At 72.1% G+C, this 24,852-nt stretch carries 24 protein-coding genes and 1 pseudogene; 9 read left to right on the top strand and 16 right to left on the bottom strand.

Annotated elements, in window-relative coordinates; all coding sequences use genetic code 11:
- Positions 1-14: 14 nt before the first annotated feature.
- From ACFY0F_RS28760 to ACFY0F_RS28735, 6 genes are all read right to left on the bottom strand, one after another.
- Positions 15-965: an aminoglycoside phosphotransferase family protein gene (locus ACFY0F_RS28760; protein ID WP_388800406.1), complete on the bottom strand. Its 951-nt coding sequence runs from the start codon at positions 963-965 to the stop codon at positions 15-17.
- A 52-nt stretch (positions 966-1,017) separates the two neighbouring features.
- On the bottom strand, positions 1,018-2,145 hold the full coding sequence (locus tag ACFY0F_RS28755) for a M24 family metallopeptidase (protein ID WP_388800344.1): 1,128 nt from the start codon (positions 2,143-2,145) through the stop codon (positions 1,018-1,020).
- Positions 2,146-2,305: 160 nt separating this feature from the next.
- Positions 2,306-2,869 (bottom strand): PDZ domain-containing protein, encoded by a 564-nt coding sequence (locus ACFY0F_RS28750; RefSeq protein WP_388800341.1) that lies wholly within the window; start codon positions 2,867-2,869, stop codon positions 2,306-2,308.
- Between the two features lie 444 nt (positions 2,870-3,313).
- The gene (gene cyc2 / locus ACFY0F_RS28745) at positions 3,314-5,503 is read right to left on the bottom strand and encodes a germacradienol/geosmin synthase Cyc2 (protein ID WP_388800338.1); all 2,190 of its coding nucleotides are present in this window, start codon (positions 5,501-5,503) and stop codon (positions 3,314-3,316) included.
- A 95-nt stretch (positions 5,504-5,598) separates the two neighbouring features.
- Positions 5,599-6,801, bottom strand: a complete 1,203-nt coding sequence (locus ACFY0F_RS28740; RefSeq protein ID WP_388800335.1) for a damage-control phosphatase ARMT1 family protein — start codon at positions 6,799-6,801, stop codon at positions 5,599-5,601.
- Positions 6,802-6,823: 22 nt separating this feature from the next.
- A complete protein-coding gene (locus ACFY0F_RS28735; protein ID WP_388800332.1) occupies positions 6,824-7,471 on the bottom strand; it encodes a ScbR family autoregulator-binding transcription factor in 648 nt (215 codons plus the stop codon).
- A 324-nt stretch (positions 7,472-7,795) separates the two neighbouring features.
- Between ACFY0F_RS28735 and ACFY0F_RS28730 the strand changes: the two genes are divergently transcribed.
- The gene (locus ACFY0F_RS28730; protein ID WP_388800329.1) at positions 7,796-8,752 is read left to right on the top strand and encodes a lytic polysaccharide monooxygenase; all 957 of its coding nucleotides are present in this window, start codon (positions 7,796-7,798) and stop codon (positions 8,750-8,752) included.
- An 18-nt stretch (positions 8,753-8,770) separates the two neighbouring features.
- Here ACFY0F_RS28730 and ACFY0F_RS28725 read toward each other — a convergent pair whose 3' ends face one another.
- Positions 8,771-9,430: a Tat pathway signal sequence domain protein gene (locus tag ACFY0F_RS28725; RefSeq protein WP_388800326.1), complete on the bottom strand. Its 660-nt coding sequence runs from the start codon at positions 9,428-9,430 to the stop codon at positions 8,771-8,773.
- 675 nt (positions 9,431-10,105) lie between these two features.
- On the opposite strand from ACFY0F_RS28725, the gene ACFY0F_RS28720 reads away from it, so the two are divergent.
- From ACFY0F_RS28720 to ACFY0F_RS28705, 4 genes and pseudogenes are all read left to right on the top strand, one after another.
- Complete coding sequence (locus ACFY0F_RS28720) at positions 10,106-10,807, top strand: DUF6230 family protein (RefSeq protein ID WP_388800322.1); 702 nt, start codon at positions 10,106-10,108, stop codon at positions 10,805-10,807.
- Positions 10,807-11,208 (top strand): DUF6114 domain-containing protein, encoded by a 402-nt coding sequence (locus tag ACFY0F_RS28715; protein ID WP_388800319.1) that lies wholly within the window; start codon positions 10,807-10,809, stop codon positions 11,206-11,208. The genes ACFY0F_RS28720 and ACFY0F_RS28715 overlap by 1 nt, the downstream gene beginning before the upstream one ends.
- Before the next feature lie 183 nt (positions 11,209-11,391).
- Positions 11,392-11,847, top strand: a complete 456-nt coding sequence (locus ACFY0F_RS28710; protein ID WP_388800316.1) for a tellurite resistance TerB family protein — start codon at positions 11,392-11,394, stop codon at positions 11,845-11,847.
- A gap of 20 nt (positions 11,848-11,867) precedes the next feature.
- Positions 11,868-12,020, top strand: a pseudogene (locus ACFY0F_RS28705) (AsnC family protein); the annotation flags it as partial.
- Here the strand turns inward: ACFY0F_RS28705 and ACFY0F_RS28700 are convergent.
- From ACFY0F_RS28700 to ACFY0F_RS28690, 3 genes are all read right to left on the bottom strand, one after another.
- Positions 11,981-12,337, bottom strand: a complete 357-nt coding sequence (locus ACFY0F_RS28700) for an MFS transporter (RefSeq protein ID WP_388800403.1) — start codon at positions 12,335-12,337, stop codon at positions 11,981-11,983. The pseudogene ACFY0F_RS28705 and the gene ACFY0F_RS28700 overlap by 40 nt on opposite strands.
- Before the next feature lie 186 nt (positions 12,338-12,523).
- Positions 12,524-14,020 carry an aromatic amino acid lyase gene (locus ACFY0F_RS28695; protein ID WP_388800313.1) on the bottom strand — a complete coding sequence of 499 codons (1,497 nt, stop codon included), beginning with the start codon at positions 14,018-14,020 and terminating at the stop codon, positions 12,524-12,526.
- Between the two features lie 40 nt (positions 14,021-14,060).
- The gene (locus ACFY0F_RS28690) at positions 14,061-15,017 is read right to left on the bottom strand and encodes a glycine betaine ABC transporter substrate-binding protein (RefSeq protein WP_388800309.1); all 957 of its coding nucleotides are present in this window, start codon (positions 15,015-15,017) and stop codon (positions 14,061-14,063) included.
- Between the two features lie 309 nt (positions 15,018-15,326).
- Between ACFY0F_RS28690 and ACFY0F_RS28685 the strand changes: the two genes are divergently transcribed.
- Genes ACFY0F_RS28685 through ACFY0F_RS28670 form a run of 4 tightly spaced genes read left to right on the top strand, consistent with a single transcriptional unit; the run spans position 15,327 to position 19,371 of the window.
- Positions 15,327-17,840: an ATP-binding protein gene (locus tag ACFY0F_RS28685; RefSeq protein WP_388800306.1), complete on the top strand. Its 2,514-nt coding sequence runs from the start codon at positions 15,327-15,329 to the stop codon at positions 17,838-17,840.
- Positions 17,837-18,313, top strand: coding sequence for a roadblock/LC7 domain-containing protein (locus ACFY0F_RS28680; RefSeq protein ID WP_388800303.1), 477 nt, complete (start codon positions 17,837-17,839; stop codon positions 18,311-18,313). Before ACFY0F_RS28685 ends, ACFY0F_RS28680 begins: the two co-directional genes overlap by 4 nt.
- 49 nt (positions 18,314-18,362) lie before the next feature.
- On the top strand, positions 18,363-18,779 hold the full coding sequence (locus ACFY0F_RS28675; protein ID WP_388800300.1) for a DUF742 domain-containing protein: 417 nt from the start codon (positions 18,363-18,365) through the stop codon (positions 18,777-18,779).
- Positions 18,766-19,371 carry an ATP/GTP-binding protein gene (locus ACFY0F_RS28670; protein WP_388800297.1) on the top strand — a complete coding sequence of 202 codons (606 nt, stop codon included), beginning with the start codon at positions 18,766-18,768 and terminating at the stop codon, positions 19,369-19,371. The genes ACFY0F_RS28675 and ACFY0F_RS28670 overlap by 14 nt, the downstream gene beginning before the upstream one ends.
- Positions 19,372-19,380: 9 nt before the next feature.
- Here the strand turns inward: ACFY0F_RS28670 and ACFY0F_RS28665 are convergent, their stop codons facing one another.
- From ACFY0F_RS28665 to ACFY0F_RS28640, 6 genes are all read right to left on the bottom strand, one after another.
- Positions 19,381-20,049: an ABC transporter permease gene (locus tag ACFY0F_RS28665; protein ID WP_388800294.1), complete on the bottom strand. Its 669-nt coding sequence runs from the start codon at positions 20,047-20,049 to the stop codon at positions 19,381-19,383.
- Positions 20,046-20,762, bottom strand: coding sequence for an ABC transporter permease (locus ACFY0F_RS28660; protein WP_388800291.1), 717 nt, complete (start codon positions 20,760-20,762; stop codon positions 20,046-20,048). Before ACFY0F_RS28660 ends, ACFY0F_RS28665 begins: the two co-directional genes overlap by 4 nt.
- Positions 20,759-21,889 (bottom strand): ABC transporter ATP-binding protein, encoded by a 1,131-nt coding sequence (locus tag ACFY0F_RS28655; RefSeq protein WP_388800288.1) that lies wholly within the window; start codon positions 21,887-21,889, stop codon positions 20,759-20,761. The genes ACFY0F_RS28660 and ACFY0F_RS28655 overlap by 4 nt, the downstream gene beginning before the upstream one ends.
- Positions 21,890-22,031: 142 nt before the next feature.
- A complete protein-coding gene (msrB, locus tag ACFY0F_RS28650; protein WP_388800285.1) occupies positions 22,032-22,439 on the bottom strand; it encodes a peptide-methionine (R)-S-oxide reductase MsrB in 408 nt (135 codons plus the stop codon).
- A gap of 13 nt (positions 22,440-22,452) precedes the next feature.
- Positions 22,453-23,841: a UDP-N-acetylmuramate--L-alanine ligase gene (gene murC / locus ACFY0F_RS28645; RefSeq protein ID WP_388800282.1), complete on the bottom strand. Its 1,389-nt coding sequence runs from the start codon at positions 23,839-23,841 to the stop codon at positions 22,453-22,455.
- A 524-nt stretch (positions 23,842-24,365) separates the two neighbouring features.
- On the bottom strand, positions 24,366-24,839 hold the full coding sequence (locus ACFY0F_RS28640) for an indole-3-glycerol phosphate synthase (RefSeq protein ID WP_388800279.1): 474 nt from the start codon (positions 24,837-24,839) through the stop codon (positions 24,366-24,368).
- Positions 24,840-24,852: the final 13 nt, after the last annotated feature.

The following is a 24,852-nucleotide window of genomic DNA, read 5'->3' as shown; positions in this document are numbered from 1 at the left end:
GGGCACGGCGGCTGCTAGAGCTCCTCCTCCCCGTCCTCCCTGAGCTCCGTCACCCGCTCCAGCAGGATCGCCTCCCAGGCCCGTCTCAGCTGGGCCCTCAGGAGCGTGGGGGAGCAGGTGCCGCGGCCGTCCAGGCGGTCGGTGAGGCGGATGACGGTGTCGCAGCGGGCGAGCCACAGGCCGCGCAGGCAGGGGCGGGCGCCGTATCCGGCGAGGGTGGCGGCGCGGACGGCGGCGGGCGAGCCGACGGCGAGGGCGAGGGAGGCGATGTCCTCGGCGGGGTCGCCGACGGCCGCGGCGGTCCAGTCGAGGACGCCGCGCACCCGCCCGTCGGCGCTGACCACGAGGTGCTCGCCCCTGAGGTCGTGGTGGACCAGGACCGAGGTCCCCGGCTGTGCGGCGAGCTGGGCCGCGGCGGGCGCGGTCAGCTGGGACATCCGGGCGGGATCGAACTCGTCGGCGGCGCCGAGGCGTTCGGCCGCGTGCACGGCCATCCGGCGGAGCGCCTCGAGGGAGCGCGGGGCGATGCGCGGGACGCCGAGCGTCTCGGCCTGCCGTGCGGGGACCTCCCGCAGCCCGGTGAGCAGCCCGGCCAGGTCCGCCTCGCCGACGGCGGAGACGTCGTGCTCCTCCGCCGTGCCGCCGGGCACCTTGGTGTCGAGCGTGTAGGTGAGGCCGGGCGCCCACTCGCCGTGCGCCACGCTGGTGGGGACGGCGACGGGCAGGTGCGGGCGCACGAGGTCGCGCAGGCGCAGTTCGCGGCGCTGGCGGGCGGCGGCCTCGCGGTCGGGGGCGAGGCGCAGCACATGGCGGGTGCCGACCCACCAGCTGGAGTGCTCGCCGGTCTCCGTGACGGGCCGCACGTCGGGTCCGGAGGTGCCCTCCGCGCTCTCCGCGCTCTCCTTGAGCAGCGAACGGACCAGTCGGCGGACGGTGTCCGCGGTGGGTGTCGGTGCCTGGGTCATGGTCGCGTCGTCGTCGTTCCGGGGGATGTCGGTGGATGCCCGCTGTGTCATCTCAGTCCACTATCACCATCTCGCGGGTGGTGTTGTTGAGGCGGCGGCCGCCGTCCCCGGTCACCGTGACGATGTCCTCGATGCGGACTCCGAAGCGGCCGGGCAGGTAGACGCCGGGTTCGACGGAGAAGCACATCCCGGGCACGAGGAGCTGCTCCTCGCCCTCGATCATGTACGGCGGCTCGTGCGTGGTGACGCCGATGCCGTGGCCGGTGCGGTGGATGAAGTACTCGCCGTACCCCGCGTCGGAGATCACCGCACGGGCGGCCCGGTCGACCTCCTGGCAGGCGACACCGGGCCGGACGGCGCGGAAGCCGGCCTCCTGGGCGGCCCGCACGACGTCGTGGACCCTGCGCTCCTCCTCGGTGGGTTCGCCGACGTGGACGGTGCGGGTGGTGTCGGACCCGTAGCCGTCCTTGAGGCCGCCGAAGTCGAGGACGACCATGTCGCCGCGGCGGATGACGCGGTCGCCGACCTCGTGGTGCGGGTTCGCGCCGTTCGGGCCTGAGCCGACGATGGTGAAGTCGACCTGGGAGTGTCCGAACCGGCGCAGCAGGTCGGCGAGGTCCTGGCCGACCTCGGACTCCCGGCGGCCCGCGAAGGGGACCTTGCGGATCTCCTCGAACGCCGCGTCGGCGGCCGCCCCGGCCGCCGCCAGCAGCTCCAGCTCGGCGGTGTCCTTGACGGCGCGCAGCATCGGCAGGGCGTCGGTGAGGGCCGCGTAGGAGGTGTCGGGCAGCGTCCTGAGCAGGCCGAGCAGGTGCAGGGCCCAGGCGTTGTCGCTGATGCCGAGCCGGCCGCTGCCGGGGAGGAGGGCGGCGGTGACGGCGTAGGGGTCCTCGCCGTCGGTCCAGTCCAGCAGGGTCAGGGCGTCGGCGCCGGCCGCCTTCTGCGCGTCCGGCGCCTCCAGCGTGGGTACCACGAGCACGGGGTCCCGGCCGGGGGCGAGGACGAGCACGGTGAGGCGTTCGGTGACGGCGGTCGGCGTGTAGCCGGTCAGCCACACCAGGTCCGGGCCCGGCGCCACCAGCAGCCCGGCCAGCCCGGCATCGGCGGCGGCGCGCGCGGCGCGCTCCATACGGGCCCTGTAGTCGTCGGCGGTGAAGGGCGCGAGCGCGCTGCCGGTCATGCGGACCTCCGTGGACGTGGGAAACGTGCAGGGCAAGGAACCACGGGAGCATCCTGCCCGGACCCGGAGGGCGACGCGAGCCGGTTGCGGGGTCAGGTGGGCGGAACCTGGTGGACGACGCCACCACATTCGAACACAGGTACCCCTGGGAGCGGGGTGATCATGTGACCAGGCCCGGAACCACGCGCAGCTGCTGGTAGCCGCCGCTGCGGTGGCGCACCGTGAGGGTGACCCGGGCTCCTGGGCGGGCGTGGGCGACCGCCCGGGCGAGGTCGGCGGCCGTGTCGACCCGGGCCCCGCCGACCTGGAGGAGTACGTCGCCGCGGACCAGGCCCGCCGAGTATGCCGGACCGGGGACGTGGACGCCGACGACCAGCGCGCCCGACTTGTGCGCGTCCATCACCTCCAGCCCGAGGGTGGCGGCGGGCCACGCCCGGGCGGGGCCGCGCTCGTCGGAGGACGCGGCCCCGGCCGAGGGTCCGGGCGGCAGCGCCTCGTGCCGCAGCTCCGCGAGTCTGCTCATGCCGATCACGGTGGCCCCGAACGTGCCGAGCCCGACGCCGGACAGCACCAGGACCGTGCCGACGAGCGCGCCGAACAGTCCGGTTCGCAGACGTCGGCCGCGTCGGCGCGCGGCGTGCGGGCGCCGGGCGGGCCTGCTGGGGCCGCCCTTCCTCCGCTCCTGACCCGGGATCGGCTTGGGGCGCAGCGCAGTCTGTTCCATGGATCGCCTCCGGCTGGTGCTCTCCCAGGCGCACTACCCGGCGCACCAGGGCGTGACGAGCCACGAACGAGTGAGACTGAGACCGTGCCGTCGACGACACGTCACCGTCGGTCCGCTCCGTCAGCTCCGCCGCCGCTCCCCCGCGCATGACTCTGCGGAAGGCAGCACCGCCGACCGCGGCGCGCAACCGGGCGGGCGGGTGCGCGGCGGGCAGCAGGACGGCGACGGCGTGCTCCGCCAGGCCGTGCGCGGTCAGCGGTGTCACGTCGGGCAGCAGGACGGCGACGGCGTGCTCCGCCAGGCCGTGCGCGGTCAGCGGTGTCACGTCGGGCAGCCGCAGCGGGACACCGGTACGAGGCGGCGATCCGGATCGAGCCGGGTTCGCTCGCCGAGTCGGTGATCGGCCCCGCACCGCCGAGCACGCGGCGGCCCGCGTGCGGCAGCTCAGCCGACGGGCAGCGCCGGCGGCCGGTCCGGGAGGAAGGCGTGGATGCGGCGGGCCAGGTACTCGCTCTTGTAGCGGTCGACGGCCCGGTGCCAGTTCAGGATCCCGGCCAGCCAGTTGCGCAGGTCGGCGACATAGCCGTCCATGATCCCGCGCGCTTCGGCCGTGAGCTGGAAGTCCTCCTGCACGACGGGCAGTTCGTGCGCGACTACGTGTTCGAACTGCTGCATCCGCTGGGTCATCAGGTCGTGCACGACCCCGAGTGCGGCCGGGTAGTCGACGCCGAAGAAGTTCTGCACGACCAGGACGGCGTTGTGGATCTCGCCCTCGTACTCGATCTCCTTCTGGTACGAGAAGACGTCGTTGAGGAGGCAGGCGTAGTCGATGGCGGCGTTCTCCAGTGAGCGGACCGGGCCGCTGCGGTACACCTCCGGCGGGATGGCCGGGCCGTGCCCCATGCGGCACAGGCTCAGGGTGAGATCGGAACCGAAGGTGGCCCGTCGCATCTCCAGATAGTCGACCGGGTCGGGGACGCGGTTCTGCAACTGGTTGGACAGCTCCCAGACCCAGCTCTCGGTCATCGTGTCGACGGCCCGCTTCAGGGTGCGCCGCTGCTCGGGGGACATGTCCGCGGTCGTGCGCGCCCACAGGTCGATCAGCGCGCGTTCCATGGCGTTGACGGGGACGACGGGCGCCTGCTCGCCGTCGACCGGCATGCAGGACGACAGACGGGCCGTGGTCAGCCGGGCGGCCGCCAGGTCGCGGCGGTGGCCGTACACCAGGGGGTAGTAGTCGTCGCCGTAGGTGCCGAAGGCGAGCCACGCGGCGCTGAGGTCGAGGGCCTCGGGGGTGGCGTCGGGGTCGAGGCCGGCCGAACACAGCGCGAGGTCGCAGGAGGCGAGCTTGTCCTCGTCCCACACGCCCTCCGACAGCATGCCCATCCGTCCCGTCCACTCCACGAGGCCCCGGCGGGCGCGGTCGAGGTGCGGGCTCAGCTCCACCTGGAACGGCATGTGGAAGTCCGGCAGCAGGGACGGGCCGACCTTCTGGAAGGGCGTGTGGGAGTAGGCCCGCAGCCTCCCCCACTGCCTGAAGGGCGTGGGAGGTGCCCCCATCACCGCCGCCGAGGCCATCAGCGCGCCGACGTCGGCCGCGGAGGTGCCGGGCCCGGTCGGCCCGTGCCAGGGCGCGGCGGAGGTGGCGCCCTCGTTCATGTACCGGCTGGAGCGCAGGTGCCATTCGTGGCCGCCCGACTGCCAGTCCTGCAGGCCCTTGGTGTACGCCGCGACGGCCGCGACCTCGTCCGGGGGGAGTCCCTTGTCCAGGGCGAGGGCGGGCACTTCGGTGAGCGCGGTGTGCTCGAACTGATGGAGGCGGGAGGTGAGGATGTCGTTGACGGTGTCGGCGGCCTCCTGGGTGGTGCAGCCGAAGAAGGTCTCCAGGACCAGGACGCCGTTGCTGTTCTCCCCCTCGTCCTCGACCTCCCGCTGGTAGGAGAACAGGTCGTTGCGCAGGTGGACGGCGTCGGAGAAGGTCTCCATGAGCACCCGCAGCGGCCGCGACCCGGCGACGGACGCGGGCACTTCGGCGGTGGCGTACTCGACGAGCCCGGCGGACCACGGGGCGCCGCCCACCTTGCGGCGCATCTCGATGTACTCGACGGGGTTGGCGATCCGCCCCTCGTCGATGTTGGACAGCTCCCACAGGGACTCGTTCAGCAGGTGTTCGGTGGCCCGCGCGAACCGCTCGCGCCAGCCCACCGACATCGACGGCACCGTGCGCGCCCACAGGTCGGCGAGGCCCGCCTCGACCGGGTTCCGCGGCTCGGGTACCGCGTCGTTCAGGTCCAGCGGCATGAACAGCGGCAGCCGGTCGAGGTGCGCCTTCCCGGCGGCGCGGTCCGGGGTGCGCTTGAACATGTCCAGGAAGTGGTCGTCGAAGAAGAACACCCACACGTACCAGTCGGTGATCAGCGAGAGCGCGGGACCGTCGCAGTCGGGGTGGGTGTAGGCGCACAGGAGCCCGTAGTCGTGTGCCTCGAGGTCGGCCTGTTCCCAGATCCCGGAGCCCTCCAGCATGCCCATCTCGCGCGCCCACGCCGTCGAGTGGGCGCGCGCCTCGTCGACATGGGGGTTCAGCCGCGCGGGATACGGCATGTAGAAGTGCGGGAGTACGAAGGGCTGCGTCATGGCCGGGCCCTACCCGCGGCCTCCGACGGACATCCGTGACGCGGCAGGTGATCACACCATCGCGTGAAATGCCGCGGAAACCGGGGAACTTCGGGTCACCGCCGGTGCGCGCCGGCCGGCCGCCCGCCGACCTGGACGAGCGCGTGGGTACCGCCGGTGCGCCAGCGCTGTTCCTCGGCGGCGACCAGGGCGGCCTCGGTGTCCGCGTCGAGGCCGGTGATCACGTCGGACTTCAGCGTGCGCAGGGCGGCGACCGGACCCGGGAAGTACCCGGTGACGTCCTGGAAGGGCGTGGTCGGTGGCCACATCCGGTCACCGACCAGGCGGCGGTAGTTGAGATCGCCCTTGACCACGGTCAGCGCGGCGGCCGCGAACTCGTCGCGCAGGTCGTCCGGCATGTCCGCGTACGGCAGCGGGGCGCAGGAGAAGGGGTGGGCGCGCACCTCGAGGCGGCCGTCGGCCATGGCCGCCCACAGCCGCCGTCCGTATCCGGCCGCCGCGCCGGGTGCCGCGGTGAGCCGGCGCAGGGCGTCGACCACGTCGGAGGTGGTGGCGTCGGACACGTAGTACGGGTGGGGCTTGACGTGCAGCACGGCCCGTGCGGCACGGCCCTCGGTGAGGAGGTGGTCGATCAGCAGCAGGTCGGGGACGAGTTCCCGTCCCGCGTTGTCCGCGACGAGGCAGAGGGTGCCGGTGCCGGAGGCCGGGAGCAGGGACCACAGGGCGTCGCTGTCGTCGGCCACCAGGGCCCGGTCCGTCTCCTCCGCGTCGGCGCCGGCCGCCGAGAGGCGGAAGCCGAGGTCGGCGCGGTTACCCCAGAGGGAGCCGTGCAGCAGGGCGCCGGCCCGTTCACCGGGTGGCAGGTCCTCGAGGGCGTCGAGCGCGGCCAGTTCCTCGTCCGTCTCCTCGGAGTCGAGTTCGGCGCGCTTGAAGGAGCGGAAGGGGTCGATGCCCGCCCAGGGGCCGGGGATGAAGTAGGCGACGGCGTCGAGGAGCCGGCGGTAGAAGTAGCTCTCCGACCACAGCCAGGGCACTTCGAACCAGGAGCGGCCGGTCCAGGTGTCCGCGCCCCAGGTCCGCCACCGGTCACGGTCGGGGGCGTCCGCGGGCAGCGGTTCGATCACTCCCTCGGTGCAGCTCTTCAGCAGTGCGTCCAATGCGCGGTGCTGCCCTGGGCCGTAGGGGAAGGCCTCACGCACCTGGCGGATGATCGCGGGATGCCGCTCGGCCAGTACGCCGTGCGGGAAGGAGCCGGGTTCGTCGCCGAGGATGACGGGTGCGGCGGGGGTGTCGGGCATACGCGTCACCGTACCCCGCGGCTCAGGCGGCCCTGGTCTCCCGTTCCAGCTGGGTGGTGAGGGCCAGATAGCGGGGGCGCCGGGGCACCGGCACCAGGCCCCGGATCATCAGGTGCCACATCTCGGCGATCCGGCGGGGCAGCCGTCCGTCGGGGTCGAGGGAGCGGCCGGCGACCCGGGTGCCGACGAAGAAGTACACGAGGGAGTGGGCGGCGGCGGCCACGTCGACGTCGGGGTGGACGTCGGACTCCCTGACCGCGGCGAGGAGTTTGCGGGTGGAGAGGTCCAGCCAGTCGGAGAACGGGTGCTTCAGCGGGGGGCGGACGGCCACGTGCGCGGTGGCGAGGCGGAGTCCCGCCCGGGGAATCGGATCGTCGACCGCGAGCCGGGCGATCCCGAACGTGGCGCGGATCAGGAACTCGAGCGAGGAGCAGCCACGGTTCTCCACTTCCCGCACCACCTGTCGCGACGCCTGGCCCTGCAACTCCAGGATGGCCCTCGCCAGATCCTCCTTGGCGGCGAAGTGGAAGTAGAGCGCGCCCTTGGTGACCCGGGCGTGCTCGACGATGTCGCTCAGGCTGGTCGCCTCGTAGCCGTGGCGGTCGAACAGGTCGGCTGCGGCGTGGATGATCGTCGCCCGGGTCTGCTCGGCGCGTAACTGCCTCGCCATCTGCGGGACACTCCTTGAAGTGGAAAACGTACGGGACGTTCCGTTTGCCCTTACCCATCGCACACGATAACTCACCCTGTGACAACGGAACGGCTTGTGCGGGACCGGTACCGGACACGTGTAAACGTCCCGCACTGCGACCCCCCGCACTGCGACCCCGGCGGGGCCCGCACCGGTGAGCGCCACGATACGAGGAGGAGGTCGAGCGGTCCTCGACGGGGCCTGGAACGGACGCGTGGAAGAGCCGGCGATCTGAACGCTCCCCGCCTGTTTCCCGTACTGCACGGAACACCGTTGCCACGCCGGCCGAGGAGGCGTTCCGCGATGAGTCGGATGACCGGACATCTGAGGGGCACGGGGGTCGCCGCGGCGGCCTCCGCCCTGCTGTCGCTGTGGGCGGCGGCACCGGCGGTGGCGCACGGCGCGCCGACGAGCCCGGTCAGCCGGGTGTACGCCTGCTCCCCCGACGGCGGCAGCGCGGCCCGGTCGGCGGCGTGCCGCGCGGCCGTCGCCGCGAACGGGGCGTCCTTCGCCATGTGGGACAACCTGCGGGTCGCGGGTGTGAACGGCCGGGACCGGCAGGTGATTCCGGACGGACGGCTGTGCAGCGGTGGCCTGCCCGCCTACAAGGGCCTCGACCTGGCCCGTGCGGACTGGCCGTCGACCCGGCTGACGCCGGGCGCGAAACTCGCGATGACGTACGCCTCGACGATCCCGCACACCGGCACGTTCAAGCTGTACCTGACCAAGCCGGGCTATGACCCGGCCAAGCCGTTGACCTGGGCCGAACTGCCCACGCGGCCCTTCGCCCAGGTCACGGACCCGGCTCTGACCGACGGTGCGTACCACTTCGCGGCCAAGCTGCCCTCGGACCGCAGGGGGCGGCACGTCCTCTTCACGATCTGGCAGAACAGCAGCACGTCGGACACCTATTACTCGTGTTCCGACGTGGTGTTCCCCGCGACGAAGGCCGACCGGGCCACCGCGTCGGCGCCGGCTTCCGCTTCGGCTTCGGTTTCGCCCGGTGCGGCCACCGGGCAGGCGTCCCGGCCGTCCGCCGCCGCCTCGAGCCGGCCGGCGGCCGAGGGGACGGCACAGGAGACGTCCGGTACGGCGACGACGGCGCCGCGGACCGAGGGCACCACGGCCGACAGCACCCCGGTGGCCTCCGCGACCGATACCGGCTCCGGGCCGTCCGCCCCCCTACTGGCGGGCGGCGCCGCCGCGGTGCTGGTGCTCACCGGGGGCGCCGCCCTGGCTGTGCGTCTGCGTCGGCGGTGAACGCCTCGGTCAGAACGCTCAGTTGACGAAGACCGGGGCGCCCGAGTCGGTGACGGGGGCGTACTTGGCGGTGAAGTAACCGCTGGCGAAACAGAGCGAGGAGCCAGAGGTCTTGGTGAACTGCTGGTTGGTGAAGTTGATGCTGTTGTCGCTGTTGTCGGCCTTACCGGTCAGGCTGGCCGCCTGGTAGACGCAGTTGATGGAGCCCAGCAGCGTCTTCAGCTTGACGGTGGTCTGGATGGTCGAGCCGCTCGCCGGGGTCACGGTGAGCGTGCCGTCGGAGTTCACGGAGGTGGTGTAGGGCATGTTGTCGACCGTGATGCTGCTGACGCCGGTGACACCGAGGACGTTGCTGGTGCAGCTGGCGGCGTCGAAGGTCTGCGCGCCGGCCGACTCGACGGCCGTGCCGGGCGCGGCCGGGTTGTCCTTGACGGTGGCGGTGAACTGCGACGACGTGCACTTGACGCCGCTGGTGCCGGTCGCGCTGGAGTAGAGCGTGGCGGAGGTGCCGCTCGCCAGCGGCGCGGTGAGGACGTCACCGACCGCGACCGGCGTGCCGCCGAGGCCGCCGGTGGTAAGGACCGGGGTGCCGTCCGCCGCAGAAGCGGGGACGGCGGCCAGCGGGAGCGCGAGGGCGGCGACGGCTCCGGCGAGGGTCACGAGGGTACGAGTGCGCATTGCGGGTGCCTCTTTCCTGGGTGGGGGGCTTGCTGAGGGGGTGTGGGGGGTCGGGGGCGCGCTCGGCGCCTGCCGCCGCCGGCCCGTGACGCCTTCTCCGTACGTACGGGCCGGCAACGGCAGCTGGCACCGGCCGAAAGCCTTGGACAGACCTCTGGCCGGGCCGGATGAGGAGCGGCCGGGCACGGGCCGAGAACGGGAAGGGACCGTGCCGGTGCCGCGTGGGTACACAGACGCTCGACGGAAGGTTTCCGGCCACCGGCGTGCTGCCCGGCGGGCCTGTGATGTCTGCGATGCCTGCGAAGCGGAATCCTTTTGAAACGGAGTGCCGCGCCGGGTGCAGCCACGGACGCCTGTCCGTGTCGTACTGCGGATCCGGCGCCACGGATCCGGTCGAGCCAGGGGCAGTTGTAGACCTGAGCATCAGTCAGCGTCAAGATGGATCAAGGGAGTTAACGTCCTTGAACGCAGGTGACGCATAATCGACACTCTTTTTTCACAACTCCCTTGACCCCTCATGTAACCCCCGGTAACTTCCTCGGAGGCTACTGCCGCGTAACGAGAAAGCCCTTGCAACCGCCGGGAGTGCGAGGAGACGTGCGCGACAGCCGCTGTCCGCGCCAGGACAACGTGCCACGAAGCCCGACCGCATGACTATGCCCCATGGGAGCAGACATGGCCTCGTCCCCGGACCTCTCGTCCGCCGACAACACCCCCGAGAACCCCGAAAGCGGTTCCGCACCCGAACCCGCCGAAGCCTCCGGGGTCGCCGCCGGCTCCGGGAGACGCGGCCGGGTCCGGCTGCGCCGGGCCGCCGTGATGGCGGTGCCCGCCGCCGCGGTCACCGCGGGACTCGCGGTCCTCACCGCACAGGGCGCCCTGGGTGTCCAGTTCGCCATTTCCGGCATGCCGTTCGTGGTCAAGGCCGACCGGCTCGACGGAAAGGGTTTCGAGCAGTTCGGCGCGCTGGACAACATGATCAAGGACAGCCCCAACGCCGGCGACACCGACGGCCAGGAACTGGTCGTCACCTCGGTGGTGAAGAACGGCACGCTCACCAACATGTGCCAGAGCGTCGACCTCGGCGGTATCCAGCTCGTGCTCACCGCCGGCACCGGGAAGAAGAAGGTGCATGTGGAGCACCTGGCGATCGATTCCGACGACATCCAGGGCAACGCCGACTTCAAGGGCATCGAGATCGGCCGCGACGCGAGCACCTTCGACAAGGCCGACGTCCAGGGCCCCAGGGGCGTCTACGGCCAGCAGGCCGACGAGGTCCACATCACGAACCTCAACCAGCACAACTACGCCGCCACCGCGGCCGTCTTCAAGCTCCCCAACCTGCACATGAAGTTCTCCAGCGACGGCTGCAAGTGATGGACCGCTTCCGGCAGTGGAGAGGGCAACGGCCCTTCGCGGGCGGCCTGCTGCTGGTGCTGGCCGGCGCCGAGATCCTGGTGACCATGAAGGCACCGCTCCCGGTCATCCTGCACGTCGGCATGCAGGGCCTGGCGGGTTACCTGTTGCCCACGGTGATGCTGATCCTCGGTCTGCTGATCCTCTTCAGCCCCGCCCAGCGTCTCTTCTACTCCATCCTCGGAGTCCTGATCTCCCTGGGCACGTGGGCCACCTCCAACCTCGGTGGTTTCATCGTCGGCCTCGCCCTCGGCGTCACCGGCAGCTGCCTCGCCTTCGGCTGGCTCCCGGACCAGGACCCCCGCGTGAGCCGCCGGAAGCGCAAGCAGCAGGAACGCCAGGCGCAGGTCGGAGCCGCCTGAACCCGTGGTCCCGCACGAGGCGGGCACGGCCGTGGGGACGGCCGTGCCCGCCTCGGGGCGCCCCGTTGGGGAACGGGGCGCCCGGCACACCGCCCACGCCGGTCGGCGGAACTTATCCGTCGGCGCCCGAGTTTCCACGTCGTTGGGGAAGTCTCCGTGTGCCGATCCGTATGAGGAGTTCGCATGGCCCTGTGGGACCGCGTCAAGGAGTCCGCGTCGACGATGCAGACCCAGCTCGTGGCGAAGAAGAACGACCTGAAGAGCGGCGCCTTCCGCGACGCGAGCATGGCGATGTGCGCGCTCGTGGCGGCCGCCGACGGGACGATCGACCCGGCCGAACGGCAGCGCGTGGCGCAGCTCATCGCCACCAACGAGGTGTTGCAGAACTTCCCCGCCGACGACCTGCGGCGCCGCTTCGAGGACAATCTGAACAAGCTGACCGCCGACTTCGCCTTCGGCAAGGTGAGCGTGCTGCAGGAGATCGCCAAGGCGAAGAAGAAGCCCGCCGAGGCGCGGGCCGTCATCCAGATCGGCATCGTCATCGGCGGTGCGGACGGTGACTTCGACAAGACCGAACAGGCCGTGGTCCGCGAGGCCTGCTTCACCCTGGAGCTGCCGCCGCACGAGTTCGACCTCTGAGCGCAGCGGGGAGCGGGGGCATGCTCGACGACGTCGACCGTGCCCTCGTCCACGCCCTGCACATCGACGGGCGCGCTCCGTTCAGCCGGGTCGCCGCTGTGCTCGGTGTCTCGGCGCAGACCGTCGCCCGGCGCTACCGCAGGCTGCGGACCGAGGCCGGACTGCGGGTCGTCGCCGCCTTGATCAGCCCGATGGTCTGGAGGATGATCAGCGCCGCGGCCGCGCCCTGCACCGCGCGGAAGGCGATCAGCAGGCTCGCCGTCGGTGCGAGCGCGCAGGCCGTCGACGCCACTGCGAACGCCGTGACACCCAGGACGAACAGGCGGCGCCGGCCCGCGATGTCACCGAGTCGGCCGCCGGTGATCAGCAGTACCGCGAACGGCAGGGTGTAGGCGGCGGAGAACCACTGGATGTCCGACACCGATCCGCCCAGATCGGCGTGCACGGCGGGAGCGGCGACCTGGACGACGGTGGCGTCCAGCAGGTTCATCGCCTCGCCGAGCAGCAGGGCGGTCAGCGCGGTCCGACGCCGGTGGTGGGGCGGTGGCGGGGCGACGGGGGGCGGTATGCGTTCCATGGTCATGCGGCCGGCGTCGGCGTGGTGCCGGCGGGGGCTCCAGCGGGAGACCGCCGTTGCGTGATTTCTTCCGTCGAGACCGCTCCACGCGGCGAAAACTTACAACGCGGCCAGCACCGGCAGCAGTTCGGCGGCCGTCGTCACGTCCCCGGTCAGCGGGCGGTCCTCGGTGTCGGGCGGCAGGGCGGCGGCCGCCACGGTGAAGGCGGGGACGGGCGGCGGGACCGGAAGGAGGCGCAACGCGCGTACGGCCGTGACGAGTTCGCAGGCCAGGACGGTGGTGTAGGCGTCGGCGGCCCGCTGGGTCTGGCGTGCGGCCTGACCGGCGAAGCTAGCGGCCTCCTCCAGGCCGTGCGAGACGACGGCGTGTCCGGCGGACGCGGGCGCGGCGCTGGAACGCAGCTCCGCCAGGGCGGAGTTGGCCGTGTACTCCAGGATCATCGTGCCGGAGCTGCTCACCGGGCCGGCGGCGAGGAAGGCGGGCAGCCCGGTGAGGTCGGCGCGGCCCAGTGCCGCGAGGCGGGCGGCGGAGAGCTGGGCGGTCTGGAGCAGCGCGAGGTTCAGTCCGTCCAGGGCGAGGCCGAGCGGGGCCGCGAAGAACCCGCCGTGGTGGTAGGCGTGGCCGTCCGGGGTGACGAGTGGGTTCTCCGACGGGCAGTTGACCTCGGCCTCGATGATCCCGCGCAGCCTGCCGCAGGCTTCGAGAGCGGCGCCGTGCACCTGCGGGAAGGCACGGAACCCGTACGGGTCCTGGATCCGGCGCCCGGCGGCGCGCGGCCGTTCGGGCATGCCGAGCAGCCGCCGCACCTCGGCGGCCGCACGGGCCGCACCGGGGTAGGGGCGCAGGGCGTGCACCTCGGCGGCATAGGCCTCCGGGGAACCGGAGACGGCGGCGAGCGAGAGGGCGGCGACCGCGTGGGTGGCCCGCAGCAGCACCTCGGCGTCGTATCCGGCGAGCGCGGCCCGGCCGAGTGCGAGCGCGTTGCTGCTGAGCAGCGCGAGCGCGTCCCCGGGGCCGGGTGTCACGGGCGCGGGCAGCCCGTCCGGTGGGGCGTCCGGGCGGGGTCGGCCACCGCTGTCCGCCGCCGAGGTCAGCCAGGGCCGTTCCCCGATCAGGGTCAGCCCCGTCTGGGCGAGGGCCGTCAGGTCGCCGGTGCCGAGGCCGCCGTACTCGTTGACGGCCGGGTGGGCACCGAGGCGCAGGGCTTCGGTGAGGGCGGTCACGAAGGCGGGGTGGATGCCGGAGCCGCCGGCCAGGAGCTGGTTGGCGCGGACGGCGAGCATGGCGCGGACCTGGCGGGCGGGCAGGAGCGGGCCCGCGCCGCCCGCGTGACTGCGCAGCAGCCGCAGCCCGTGGGCGGTCTCGTCGTCGGGGTCGACCGTCACCGAGCGGTGGGCGCCGACGCCGGTACCGCGCCCGTACAGGCGGCCGGTGGCGGCCAGCCGGCCCGCCGTCTCCCAGGACCGGCGGACCCGCTCCAGCGCGCCGGCCGGCACACGGGGTTCGGCGGCGGCGTCGGCGAGCCGGACTATCCCGGTCAGGCCGAGGCCTTGGCCGTCGAGCACGACGTGGGTGGCCCCGGCGTCCGGGGACACCCACGTCGCTCCTTCGACGCTCGTGTCCAACGGTGCCGGGTCAGTCGAGGCCGGCGGACTTCAGCCAGGCCTTGGCGACGTCCAGCGGGTCCTTGTTCTGCGACTGCACCTGGGTGTCCAGGTCCAGCAGCGCGGCCGTGTCCAGCTTCGCGGAGACGGCGTTGAGGGCGTCCACGCCCTTCTGGTTCAGCGCGCTCTTGTAGACCAGCGGCTGCACGTTCTCGAACCCGAAGAGGTTCTTCGGGTCCTGCAGGACGACGAACTTCTCCTTGGAGATGGTCGGGTCCGTGGTGAAGATGTCCGCGGCCTGCACGGTGTTCTTCTTCAGCGCCGTCTGGGTGAGCGTGCCGCCCGCGTCCAGCGCCTTGAAGGACTTGAACTGGAGGCCGTAGACCGACTTCAGGCCGACCAGGCCCTGCTGCCGGGTCTGGAACTCCGGCGAGGCGCCGATGACCAGGTCCTTCGCCACGGCCTTGAGGTCGGCGACGGAGGACTTGCCGGTGAGGTTGTACTTCGCCGCCGTCTCCTTGTTGACGGTGACGGAGTCCTTGCTCTGGGCCGAGGCCGGCTTCAGCAGAGTCAGTTTGGAGTCCAGCTTGGCGTTGAGGGCGGCCGTGGTCTCCGCGACCGTCTTCGGGGTGACCTTCGGGTCGAGGTAGGCGAGCAGCGCGCCGTTGTACTCGGGCAGGACCGAGATGCTGCCGTTCTTGAGCAGGCCGTAGGTCGTCTCGCGGCTGCCGATGTTCGGCTTGTATTCGACCTTGATTCCCTTGGCCTTCAGGGCCTCGCCGTAGATGTCGGCGAGCAGGGTGCTCTCGGGGAAGTTGTTCGAGCCGACGACGACGGTGCCGCCGCTCGCCTTCTTGCCCGCGAGCGGGTCGTCGGACTTGTCGGAGGAGGAACAGCCCGCCAGCAGGGCCGTCGCCGTGGCCAGCACGGCGATCGCCGCGCCAGGGTGTCTCCGGAATGACCTGCTGGTGTGGGTGTTGGTAGTCACGGTTCCCGTTCCGGGCTCAGATGGTGCGGTGGACAACGTGCACAGCGTGGAACAGCTCTGAGACTGATCCAATCCAGGCTGTCTTCGGTCAGTCAAGAGTGTTCTGGTCACTGGTTGGCTTCGGTCAGTGGCTAGTTGTGTAGCACAAGCGGTTCATTTGTAACGGATTCTTGACATGCGGTCTGGTGATTGACGCTTCAAGGACGCTGTAGTCTCACGGCCGTTGACGTCGGTCACAGCGGTGTACGGGGCCCGCTTCGGTGTCGTTGCTGATCATTCAGGTGGAGACACCCCTACCTAGGAGGCCCTGTGTCCACGAAGGCTGTGGACGCGCCCGCCCGGGGCTTTGCAGACCGCTGGCCCTTCCGGCGCAAGCTGAACATCCTGGTCGGCGTGCCTCTCGCGGTGATCGCGGCACTGCTGTCCTACCTCATCACCGACCTCCTCCAGCAGTCCGGCAGCGCCCGGTCGGCGGCGCGGCTGGTGCGCGACAGCGCCCAGGTCGCCCGGCTGGTGAACCTGGTCGAGGCCGAGCACCAGCAGGCCATCCTGCTCTCGGTGCGCTACGAGGCGGGTGCCGGCAGGCCCTCCCCGAAGGGCTACCGGGCGGCGCAGCAGGCGGTCGACACCCAGGCGGAGAAGGTGCGCGACACCTTCGGCGGCCGGCTGCCGGACACCGAGGCACAGGCCCTCAGGCAGGTCGAGGGTCTGAGCAGCCTGCGCCGGACCGTCGAGGGCGGTTACTTCCCGGCCGACAACATCGACCCGGCGTACACCAATGCCTCGCAGGACCTGATCGACGGGCTGGACCTGGACCGCAACGTCTCCCTGGCCTCGACGTTCACCGGCAGCCTGCTGGACTCGCTGCTGCGCGCGGACGCCGCCCACAGCTCCTTCGAGACCAGCGTGTTCTCGGCGACCACCGGGGACACCAACGCACTGATCGAGTTCACCGGCGCGGTCGGCGCCTACGACCTTTACGAGCACCAGGCGGACCGGTTCGCCCGGTTCGCCACCGCCGACCAGGCCGAGGCGCTGGCCGGGATGGAGCACACCGCCGCGCAGCGCGCCATCGCCGAGTCGTACGCCGAGCTGCAGATCGCCCCCGGGAAGCTGGAGGCCGGCAGCCAGGCCGAGATCAGGGCGGCGGTCAAGGACGCGCTGGACGACTACCCCGACTACCCGGCACAGGCCGCGGCCCGGCTGAAGATCACCACCTCGCTGATCGACCGGATCGCCGTCCGGGCCGACGCGGCGTCGAGCTCCGCGCAGTGGCGGGCCGGGCTGCTGCTGAGCGTCGCGCTGATCGGCTTCGCGCTGTGGCTCGCCTTCGCCTTCGTGGTCCGCCGTTCGGTGATCCGGCCGGTGCAGGCCCTGACCGATGTGGCGCGGGAGGTCGCCGACGTCGCGGGCCGGGAACTGGCCCGGGTGGCCGACGACGACTCCGAGGACGACGGGCCGCCCCGGCTGCGGGACGTGCCCGTCACCGCGCGCGACGAGATCGGCGACCTGGCCGGCGCCTTCAACCGCGTGCAGACCAGCGCGGCGGCGCTGCTCGAGCGGCAGGTGCTCAGCCGGCGCAACGTCGCGGAGATGTTCGGCAACGTCGGCCGCCGGGTCAGCAACCTGACCACGCGCCAGCTGGCGCTGATCGACGCGGTGGAGCGGGGCGAGACCGATCCGGCCCTGCTGGAGCGGCTGTACTCCATCGACCACATCGCCGTGCGCCTGCGCCGCAACGCCGACAGCCTGATGCTGCTGGCCGGCATCCGGGAGACCGTCCTGGACGCCGGGCCGACCGCGCTCAGCAACGTCGTACGGGCCGCGCTCGGGCAGATCGAGGGCTACCAGCGGGTACGGCTGCACGCGGCGGCGGACGCGATGATCGAGCCGGACATCATCGGGGACCTCACCCTGATGGTGGCCGAACTCCTGGAGAACGCGGTGTCGTTCTCCCCGCAGGGCAGCCCCATCGAGGTGACCGTCAGCTCCGGCGACGAGGGCACCCACGTCGTCATCACCGACCACGGCCTCGGCATGAGCGCCGAGCGTCTCGCGGAGGAGAACGCCCGTCTGATCCGCCGCGAACGCCTGGACCTGGTGCCGACCAAGGTCCTCGGCCTGTTCGTGGTCGGCACGCTGGCGCGCCGCTGGGACATCGGGGTCGTCCTCTCCCGCACCCCGGGCGGAGGCGTGACGGCGGAGGTGACCTTGCCGGCCCGCCTGCTGCTGACGGTGGCCTCCGGTGGTCCGGCGGAGAGGGATCTTTCCGCCGGGCCCGTTTCCACCGAGGCGGCGACGGTGAGCGCCGGCCACGGGGCTTCCGGTGCGGCGGTGCTCACCGGCGCGTCCGCCGCCCCCCTCGGCTCGACGTCCGCCGCTCCTCCCCCGACTCCCACCGCCCCCGCGCCCCCCGACGCGGGGCCCGGGCACGACCGTCCCTCCCCGCTCCCCCGGCGGGTCCCGCGCCGGGAGTCGGCGGGCGAGGAGGGGACCGGCGCCGGGACACCCACGCCCGCGGCAGGTGCCTCCCGCCCCCTCCACCGCCGGGTGCGCGGAGCGACCCTCCGCACGACCGCCGGTGCCGCCCAGGTCGTGCCGCAGGTGGCACGGACCGTCGACGCCGACGCCGTACGCGACGCGCTGGACGAGTTCGAGGCGGCGGTGGAACGCGCCCGGCGGGACAGCGACACCGGGGACTTCCCGCGTCCCGACCTGACCGGAGCGACGGGCGGGGCGGGCGGGACCGGCGGGACCGGCGGGACCGAGACGACGCACCACACGCACGACCAGAACCACCTCCCGGAAGGAGCCGAGCAGTGAGCACGTCGACAGGTGACACCCCGACGGGCGGCACCCAGCCGACCGATCTGCAGGCCGCCGCGGCCGACTTCAATTGGCTGCTCAAGCGGTTCGCCACCGAGACCGCGGGTGTCGTGGACGCCATCGCCGTGTCCTCCGACGGGCTGCTCATCGCCGTGTCGGAGCTGCGCGAGCGCGCCCACTCCGAGCGGCTGGCCGCGATCGTCTCCGGCATCACCAGCCTGGCCGCCGGCGCCTCCGGCAACTACGGGCTGGGCAGCCTCAACAAGGTCATCATCGATCTGCAGGGCGGCCATGTCATCGTCTCCGCCATCGGCAGCGGCGCCGTCCTCGGCGTGGTCGCCGACAAGGAGGCCAAGCTCGGCAACATCGCGTACGAGATGACACTGTTCGCCAACCGCGCCGGCGCCGCGCTCAGCCCCCAGCTCGTGCTGGAGCTGAAGAACACCGTCGGCGTCCCGTCGACGCGCTGACCGCCGGCGCGGTCAGGGCGAGACAGCCGAGAGAGGAAGACACGCAGTCATGGCGGACGGCTCCCCGCCCCCGGGCCCCGACCCGGTGGGCCCCGCCCCCGCCGTACGGCCGTTCCTGGTCACCGCGGGCCGGGTCGCGGACAGCGGCTCCGGCCGGACGGTGCCCGTCGAGACCCAGGTGGTGGCCACCGCCGCCGGGCTCGACGCGCTCGAGACGCTGTCCTTCGAACGGCACGACATCGTCGCCGCCTGCCGGCTCCCGCTGTCGATCGCGGAGCTGGCGGCCCGGCTGCGACTGCACCTCAACGTGGTCCGCGTCCTGGCCGAGGATCTGCGCGCGGCCGGGCAGCTGACGGTGTGCGTGCCCGACTCCGACGCCACCCACGACGCGTCCGTCCTGCGCAGGGTTATCGATGGCCTCCGCGCCATCCCCGACTCCCGGGGGGTACTGAGTGACACCGACTGAAGCTCCGACCGGCGGCCCGGCCGCGCGGCCGGCCGCGATACGGCCCCCGCTGCCGGTGAAGATGGTCGTCGCGGGCGGTTTCGGCGTGGGCAAGACCACCGCCGTGGGCGCGATCTCGGAGATCGAGCCGCTGACCACCGAGGCCGCGATCACGGAGGTCGCGGCGGGGGTGGACGACCTCACGCACACCCCGCGCAAGTCCACCACCACGGTGGCGATGGACTTCGGCTGCATCACCATCGACCCGACGCTCAAGCTGTACCTGTTCGGCACGCCCGGGCAGGAGCGGTTCGGGTTCATGTGGGACGACATCGTCGAGGGCGCGGTCGGCGGGCTGGTCATCGTCGACACCCGCCGCCTGGACGACTGCTACGCCGCCGTCGACTACTTCGAGCACAAGGGCATCCCGTTCGCGGTGGCGGTCAACGCCTTCGACGGAACGGTGGAGCACACCCTGGACGAGGTCCGCTGGGCGCTCGACGTCAACGACGGCGTCCCGGTGCTGGTCTTCGACGCCCGGGAACGCGGCTCGGTGCGGGACGCGCTGCTCGTCGTACTGGAGCTGGCGCTGGCCCGCACCGAGGGACGCTGACGGCCGTGCTCAGCCCGCGCGGCGTACGCCCGGTGACACCGCGATCCTGTTCACCAGCGAGAACACCGCGAGGGTGACCAGCGCCAGCCCCGCCACCAGGGTGGCGCCGCCCACCACCTTCGCGTAGCTGCGCTGGGCGAGGCCGTCGATGATGTACCGCCCGAGCCCGCCGAGGCTGACGTAGGCGACGATGGTGGCCGTCGAGACGATCTGGATGGCGGCCGAGCGCAGCCCGCTGAGGATCAGCGGGAGCGCGACGGGCAGTTCGACCTGGAACAGGATCCGCGGCTCCCCCATGCCCATGCCCCGTGCGGCGTCCACCGGCGACGGGTCCACGGAGCGCATCGCCTCGTACGTCGTCACCAGGATCGGCGGCACGGCGAGAGCGACCAGCGGGATCATGACGGGCACCAGGCCGAAGCCGATCAGGACGAACATCAGCACCAGCAGACCGAAGCTGGGCAGCGCCCGCGCGGCGGTGGCGGCGAGCGCCAGGACGTTGCCGCCGCGGCCCGTGTGCCCGGTGAGCAGACCCACCGGCAGGCCGATGGCGGCGGCGACGGCGAGGGCGATCAGTGTGTACTGGACGTGCTCGCGCAGCCGGGTGGGAATGCCGTCGTAGCCGTGCCAGTTGGCGTTGTCGCTGAAGAAGGCGTTGACGAAGTGGAGTACGTTCATCGGACGGCGTCCTCCAGGGCGGCCGCGGCCGGTTCGGGCCGGGCCTCGGCGTCGACGGGGCGTGCCCTGCGGGTGCCGCGCGGCATCCAGGGCGTCAGGAGCAGACGGACGCCGACCAGCACGGCGTCCGCGAGCACGGCGAGGACGGCCGAGCCGATCACCGAGAGCCAGATCAGCCGCGGCTGGTGGTAGGTCATGCCGTCGTGGAGCAGATTGCCGAGGCCGCCCTGGTTGCCGATGAGCGCGCCGACGCTGACGAGTGAGATGCTCGAGACGGTCGCGACCCTGAGGCCCGCGAGGATGGCGGGAACGGCGATCGGCAACTGCACCTGGAGGTAGCGGCGTACCGGTCCGAAGCCCATGGCGGTGGCGGCGGCGAGGGTCTCCTGCGGCACCGAGCGGACGGCGTCGACGATCGCCGGGACGAGCACCACCAGGCTGTAGAGGGCCAGGGGGATCATCACCGTGGTCTCGGTCTGGCCCGTGTAGTCGATGAGGATGACGAACAGGGCGAGCGAGGGGATCGCGTACACCACGGTCGTCACCCACAGCACGGGCGCGTACAGCCAGCGCAGCCGTACGCACAGCTGGGCGACCGGCAGGGCCACCAGCAGGCCGGCGAGGACCGGCAGCAGGGCCTCGCGCAGGTGCAGGCCGATCAGGCCCCAGTAGCTGTTCTGAAGGTCGCTCGGAAGGTGGAACAGGCCGTTCATCCGGCCACCTTCGCAGCGCGGGGCGCCTCCGCGTGGGCCTCGCGGATGGCCTCGCCGATGACCTGCTGCGAGACGACGCCGACGACCCGCCCGGCGTCGTCGACGGCGACGGCCCAGCCGGTCGGGGAGAGCACGGTGCCGTCGAGGGCGGCCCGCAGCGAGTCCCGGCCGGCCACGAAGGGCCGCCCGTACGACAGCAGCCGCTCCGGCGCGATCTCACCGGGGGTGAGGTCCTGCGGCCTGCTCCAGCCGAGCGGACGGCCGTCGAGGTCGGTCACGAGGACGTAGGGCGCGTCGGCGGTGCCGCGGGCGGCGATCCGCTCGGCGCTCGCGTCGACGGCGACGACCGGCGCGGTCTGCAGCTGCAGCCCGGCGGAGGAGAAGAAGGACAACCGGCGGATACCGCGGTCCGCGCCGAGGAAGTCCTCGACGAAGGAGTCGGCGGGGTCGGACAGGAGTTCGGAGGGCGGGGCGAACTGGGCCAGGTGGCCGCCGGTGCGCATCACGGCGACCATCGTGCCCAGTTTGACGGCCTCGTCGATGTCGTGCGTGACGAAGACGATCGTCTTGCCCAGCTCCTCCTGGAGGCGCAGGAGTTCGTCCTGCAGGCCCTTGCGCACCACCGGGTCGACGGCCGAGAACGGCTCGTCCATCAGCAGCACCGGCGGGTCCGCGGCCAGCGCCCGCGCCACGCCGACGCGTTGCTGCTGACCGCCGGAGAGCTGGTAGGGGTAGCGCCTGGCGAGTGAGGAGTCGAGCCCGACCCGGTCCATCAGCTCGGCCGCGCGCCCCCGGGCCTTGTCCTTGCTCCAGCCCAGCAGCCGGGGCACGGTGGCGATGTTGTCGATGATCGTCCGGTGCTGGAAGAGGCCGGCGTTCTGGATGACGTACCCCATGGACCGGCGCAGGGTGTTGACCGGCTGCTTCTGGATGTCGACGCCGTCGATGAGGATGGTGCCCTCACTCGGCTCGACCATCCGGTTGATCATCCGCAGGGTCGTGGTCTTGCCGCAGCCGGACGGGCCCACGAGGACGGTGATCGAGCGGTCCGGAATCTCCAACGACAGCCGGTCGACCGCCACCGTGCCGTCCGGGTACCGCTTGGTGACTGAATCTATCCTTATCAAGGCGCCGCATACCCTTCGGGTGTGGCAGAAGCTGCCCGTTCTCGGCCACGGTCGTCATTGTTCGGGCCGTTTGAGGGCTGCAGTCTAGACCTCGATTGTGTCCGTACTCCGACAGCCGACGCCCTGACAGGATCTACCGGAGTCAGCCCTCGTCCGGGGCCAGCCGCAGCGAGATGCTGTTGATGCAGTACCGCTGGTCCGTCGGGGTCGGATAGCCCTCGCCCTCGAAGACATGCCCCAGGTGGGAGCCGCAGCGGGCGCAGCGGACCTCGGTGCGGACCATGCCGTGCGAGCGGTCCTCGACGAGCTCCACGGCGTCGGTGTCCTTCGGGTCGTAGAAGGACGGCCAGCCGCAGTGGGACTCGAACTTGGTGGTGGAGGTGAACAGTTCGGCACCGCAGGCGCGACAGGAGTACACGCCCTTGGTCTTGGTGTCGGTGTACTCACCGGTGAAGGCGGGCTCCGTGGCGGCCTGCCGCAGGACGGCGTACTCGGCCGGGTTCAGCTCCGCGCGCCACTGCTCGTCCGGCTTCTCGACGTAGTACGACATGAGTCTCAGCCCCTCACTTCGACAGCTGGTCCAGGATCAGCGGGCCGAGGTCGGTGACGTCGCCCGCTCCCATGGTGAGAACGAGATCACCGGCCTTCGCCATTCCCGCGATCAGCGCCGGCGCCTGCTCCTTGTCATGCACGGCCGTGACCTGCGCGCCCGCGGCCCGTGCCGCGTCGATGATCAGGTCGCTGGTGACGCCGGGGATCGGGTCCTCGCGGGCCGGGTAGATGTCGAGGACGACCGAGGCGTCGGCGAGCGCCAGGGACTGGCCCATCTCCTTGCCCAGCTCCTGGGTGCGGGAGAACAGGTGCGGCTGGAAGAGGACCAGGATCCGGGCGTCGCCCGCGGCCGCGCGCATCGCCTCCAGGTCGGCGGTCATCTCCGTGGGGTGGTGGGCGTAGGAGTCGATCACCTGGACGCCGGCCGCCTCGCCCTTGAGCTGCAGACGCCGCTTGACGCCCGTGTACGCGGCCAGCGCGCCGGCCAGCCCGGTGGCCGGGACGCCCAGCGCCGCGCCCGCCACGAGCGCGGCCACCGCGTTGTGGGCGTAGTGGCGGCCGGGGACGGAGACGGCGAAGGTGAGTTCCTGCCCGTCCAGGAGGACGGTGACCTCGCTCTTCAGGCCCTGCGGCACGACCGACAGCACACGTACGTCCGCGTCCTCCGCCTCCCCGTACGTCACCGTCCGCACCGATCCCGCCAGGCGCCGGGTCAGCTCCCGGGCGCCCTCGTGGTCGGCGGAGATCACCAGCGTGCCACCGGGCACGATCCGGCCGGCGAAGGTCTCGAAGGACTCGTAGATCTCGTCCATCGAGGCGTAGTTGGCGTGATGGTCCAGTTCCACGTTGAGGACGATCGCGACCTCGGGGGCGTACTTGTGGAAGCTGCGGTCCGATTCGTCGGCCTCGGCGACGAAGATGTCGCCCTCTCCGTGCAGCGCGTTGGAGCCGGGCGCGTCCAGGTCGCCGCCGATGGCGTACGACGGGTTCAGGCCCAGCTCGGTCAGCGACACCGCGAGCATCGACGTCGTCGTGGTCTTGCCGTGGGTGCCGGCGACCGCGATCGGACGCAGCCCGTCCATCAGGGCGGCGAGGGCGTCGGAGCGGTGCACCACCGGGACGCCGAGTTCGGCGGCGCGGACGAGCTCCGGGTTGTCCTTCCGGATCGCCGACGACACGACCACGCAGGTGGCGTCCTCGGCGAGGTGCCCGGCCGCGTGCCCGATGTGCACGGTCGCGCCCAGGGCCCGCAGCGCCTCGGCGGTCGCCGACTCCTTGGCGTCACTGCCCGCCACCTTGGCCCCGCGCTGCGCGAGGATCTTCGCGATACCCGACATCCCGGCGCCGCCGATGCCGATGAAGTGCGGTCGGTCCATGGCGGGGGGAAGGCCGGCTGCCATGTGCGTATCTCCCAAGATCCGGTACTACGGTGAGCGCCCCCACCCTATAGCGGCCGCGGTGCGACCGCCGCGACTACGTCGCCGCCGTGGGGCGGACCCGTACCACCGACGGACGCCGACCGCTTCGAGGGGCGGCGCGGCCCACCCGCGCAGGGCACCGGGCAGCAGCGCCGAGGCGGGGCGGACCCGTACCACCGGCAGACGCCGACCGCTTCGGGGGCGGCCCACCCGCGCGGGGCGCCGGGCAGCAGCGCCGAGGCGGGGCGGACCCGTACCACCGGCAGACGCCGACCGCTTCGGGGGGCGGCGCGGCCCACCCGCGCGGGCGCGCCGGGCAGCAGCGCCGAGGCGGGGCGGACCCGTACCACCGGCAGACGCCGACCGTTTCGGGGGCGGCCCACCCGCGCGGGGCGCCCGGGGCAAGGCGAGGCAGGGTGGAGGGGAGCCGCCGGTGCCCTGGGGCCCGGGGTCACGGCCGTCCTGCACGGCCGAGCACAGCGGCAGCGGCAGCGGCGGGGCGGCGGCTAGGCCTTGCTGTGCGAGAACAGTTTCAGCACCGGTACCCCCACCTTGTGCCGGGCCCGTGAGGCCCAGTCGCGGTGGAAGAACTCCTCCACGTAGTGGGGGTCGGTCAGCACGATCACCTCGTCCGCCTCCACCTCGTCGACGAGGGCCTTCAGCGCGTCCAGCGGGTGGTCCTCGATCAGCCGGCCCTCCGCATCGCCGCCCGCCGCCCGCAGCGCCCTCAGGGACACGTCCAGGGCCTGCCGGCCGAGCGCCCTGGCGTCGTCGCCCTCCGGGGTGGCGCCCTCGCGCGCGGCCTCGTCGAGTTCGCCGAGCGCGATGTCGTCGATGGCCCTGAGCAGGCGGTCCGCCTGGTCGCCGCGTGGCTGGAGCAGCACGTGGAAGAAGACCTGCTCCTCTCCGTGCAAGGTGCTGACGAACTCCACGTCGGCGGACGTCAGGGCCTTCTCGATCATCAAAACGCTTGTGAACACCAGCGCCCCTTCT

Origin of the sequence: Streptomyces sp. NPDC001544 (genome assembly GCF_042894285.1) — a bacterium.
Lineage (GTDB): Bacteria > Actinomycetota > Actinomycetes > Streptomycetales > Streptomycetaceae > Streptomyces.
This window is presented reverse-complemented; position numbering and strand designations above follow the sequence as displayed.

Coding starts and splice junctions, on each gene's coding strand:
- ACFY0F_RS28710 (WP_388800316.1), top strand. CDS start 11,392: ATGGCCCTGTGGGACCGCGTCAAGGAGTCCGCGTCGACGATGCAGACC.
- ACFY0F_RS28715 (WP_388800319.1), top strand. CDS start 10,807: ATGGACCGCTTCCGGCAGTGGAGAGGGCAACGGCCCTTCGCGGGCGGC.
- ACFY0F_RS28665 (WP_388800294.1), bottom strand. CDS start 20,049: ATGAACGTACTCCACTTCGTCAACGCCTTCTTCAGCGACAACGCCAAC.
- ACFY0F_RS28730 (WP_388800329.1), top strand. CDS start 7,796: ATGAGTCGGATGACCGGACATCTGAGGGGCACGGGGGTCGCCGCGGCG.
- ACFY0F_RS28760 (WP_388800406.1), bottom strand. CDS start 965: ATGACCCAGGCACCGACACCCACCGCGGACACCGTCCGCCGACTGGTC.
- ACFY0F_RS28725 (WP_388800326.1), bottom strand. CDS start 9,430: ATGCGCACTCGTACCCTCGTGACCCTCGCCGGAGCCGTCGCCGCCCTC.
- ACFY0F_RS28740 (WP_388800335.1), bottom strand. CDS start 6,801: ATGCCCGACACCCCCGCCGCACCCGTCATCCTCGGCGACGAACCCGGC.
- ACFY0F_RS28660 (WP_388800291.1), bottom strand. CDS start 20,762: ATGAACGGCCTGTTCCACCTTCCGAGCGACCTTCAGAACAGCTACTGG.
- ACFY0F_RS28750 (WP_388800341.1), bottom strand. CDS start 2,869: ATGGAACAGACTGCGCTGCGCCCCAAGCCGATCCCGGGTCAGGAGCGG.
- ACFY0F_RS28675 (WP_388800300.1), top strand. CDS start 18,363: ATGGCGGACGGCTCCCCGCCCCCGGGCCCCGACCCGGTGGGCCCCGCC.
- cyc2 (WP_388800338.1), bottom strand. CDS start 5,503: ATGACGCAGCCCTTCGTACTCCCGCACTTCTACATGCCGTATCCCGCG.
- ACFY0F_RS28755 (WP_388800344.1), bottom strand. CDS start 2,145: ATGACCGGCAGCGCGCTCGCGCCCTTCACCGCCGACGACTACAGGGCC.
- ACFY0F_RS28735 (WP_388800332.1), bottom strand. CDS start 7,471: ATGGCGAGGCAGTTACGCGCCGAGCAGACCCGGGCGACGATCATCCAC.
- murC (WP_388800282.1), bottom strand. CDS start 23,841: ATGGCAGCCGGCCTTCCCCCCGCCATGGACCGACCGCACTTCATCGGC.
- ACFY0F_RS28720 (WP_388800322.1), top strand. CDS start 10,106: ATGGCCTCGTCCCCGGACCTCTCGTCCGCCGACAACACCCCCGAGAAC.
- msrB (WP_388800285.1), bottom strand. CDS start 22,439: ATGTCGTACTACGTCGAGAAGCCGGACGAGCAGTGGCGCGCGGAGCTG.
- ACFY0F_RS28700 (WP_388800403.1), bottom strand. CDS start 12,337: ATGAACCTGCTGGACGCCACCGTCGTCCAGGTCGCCGCTCCCGCCGTG.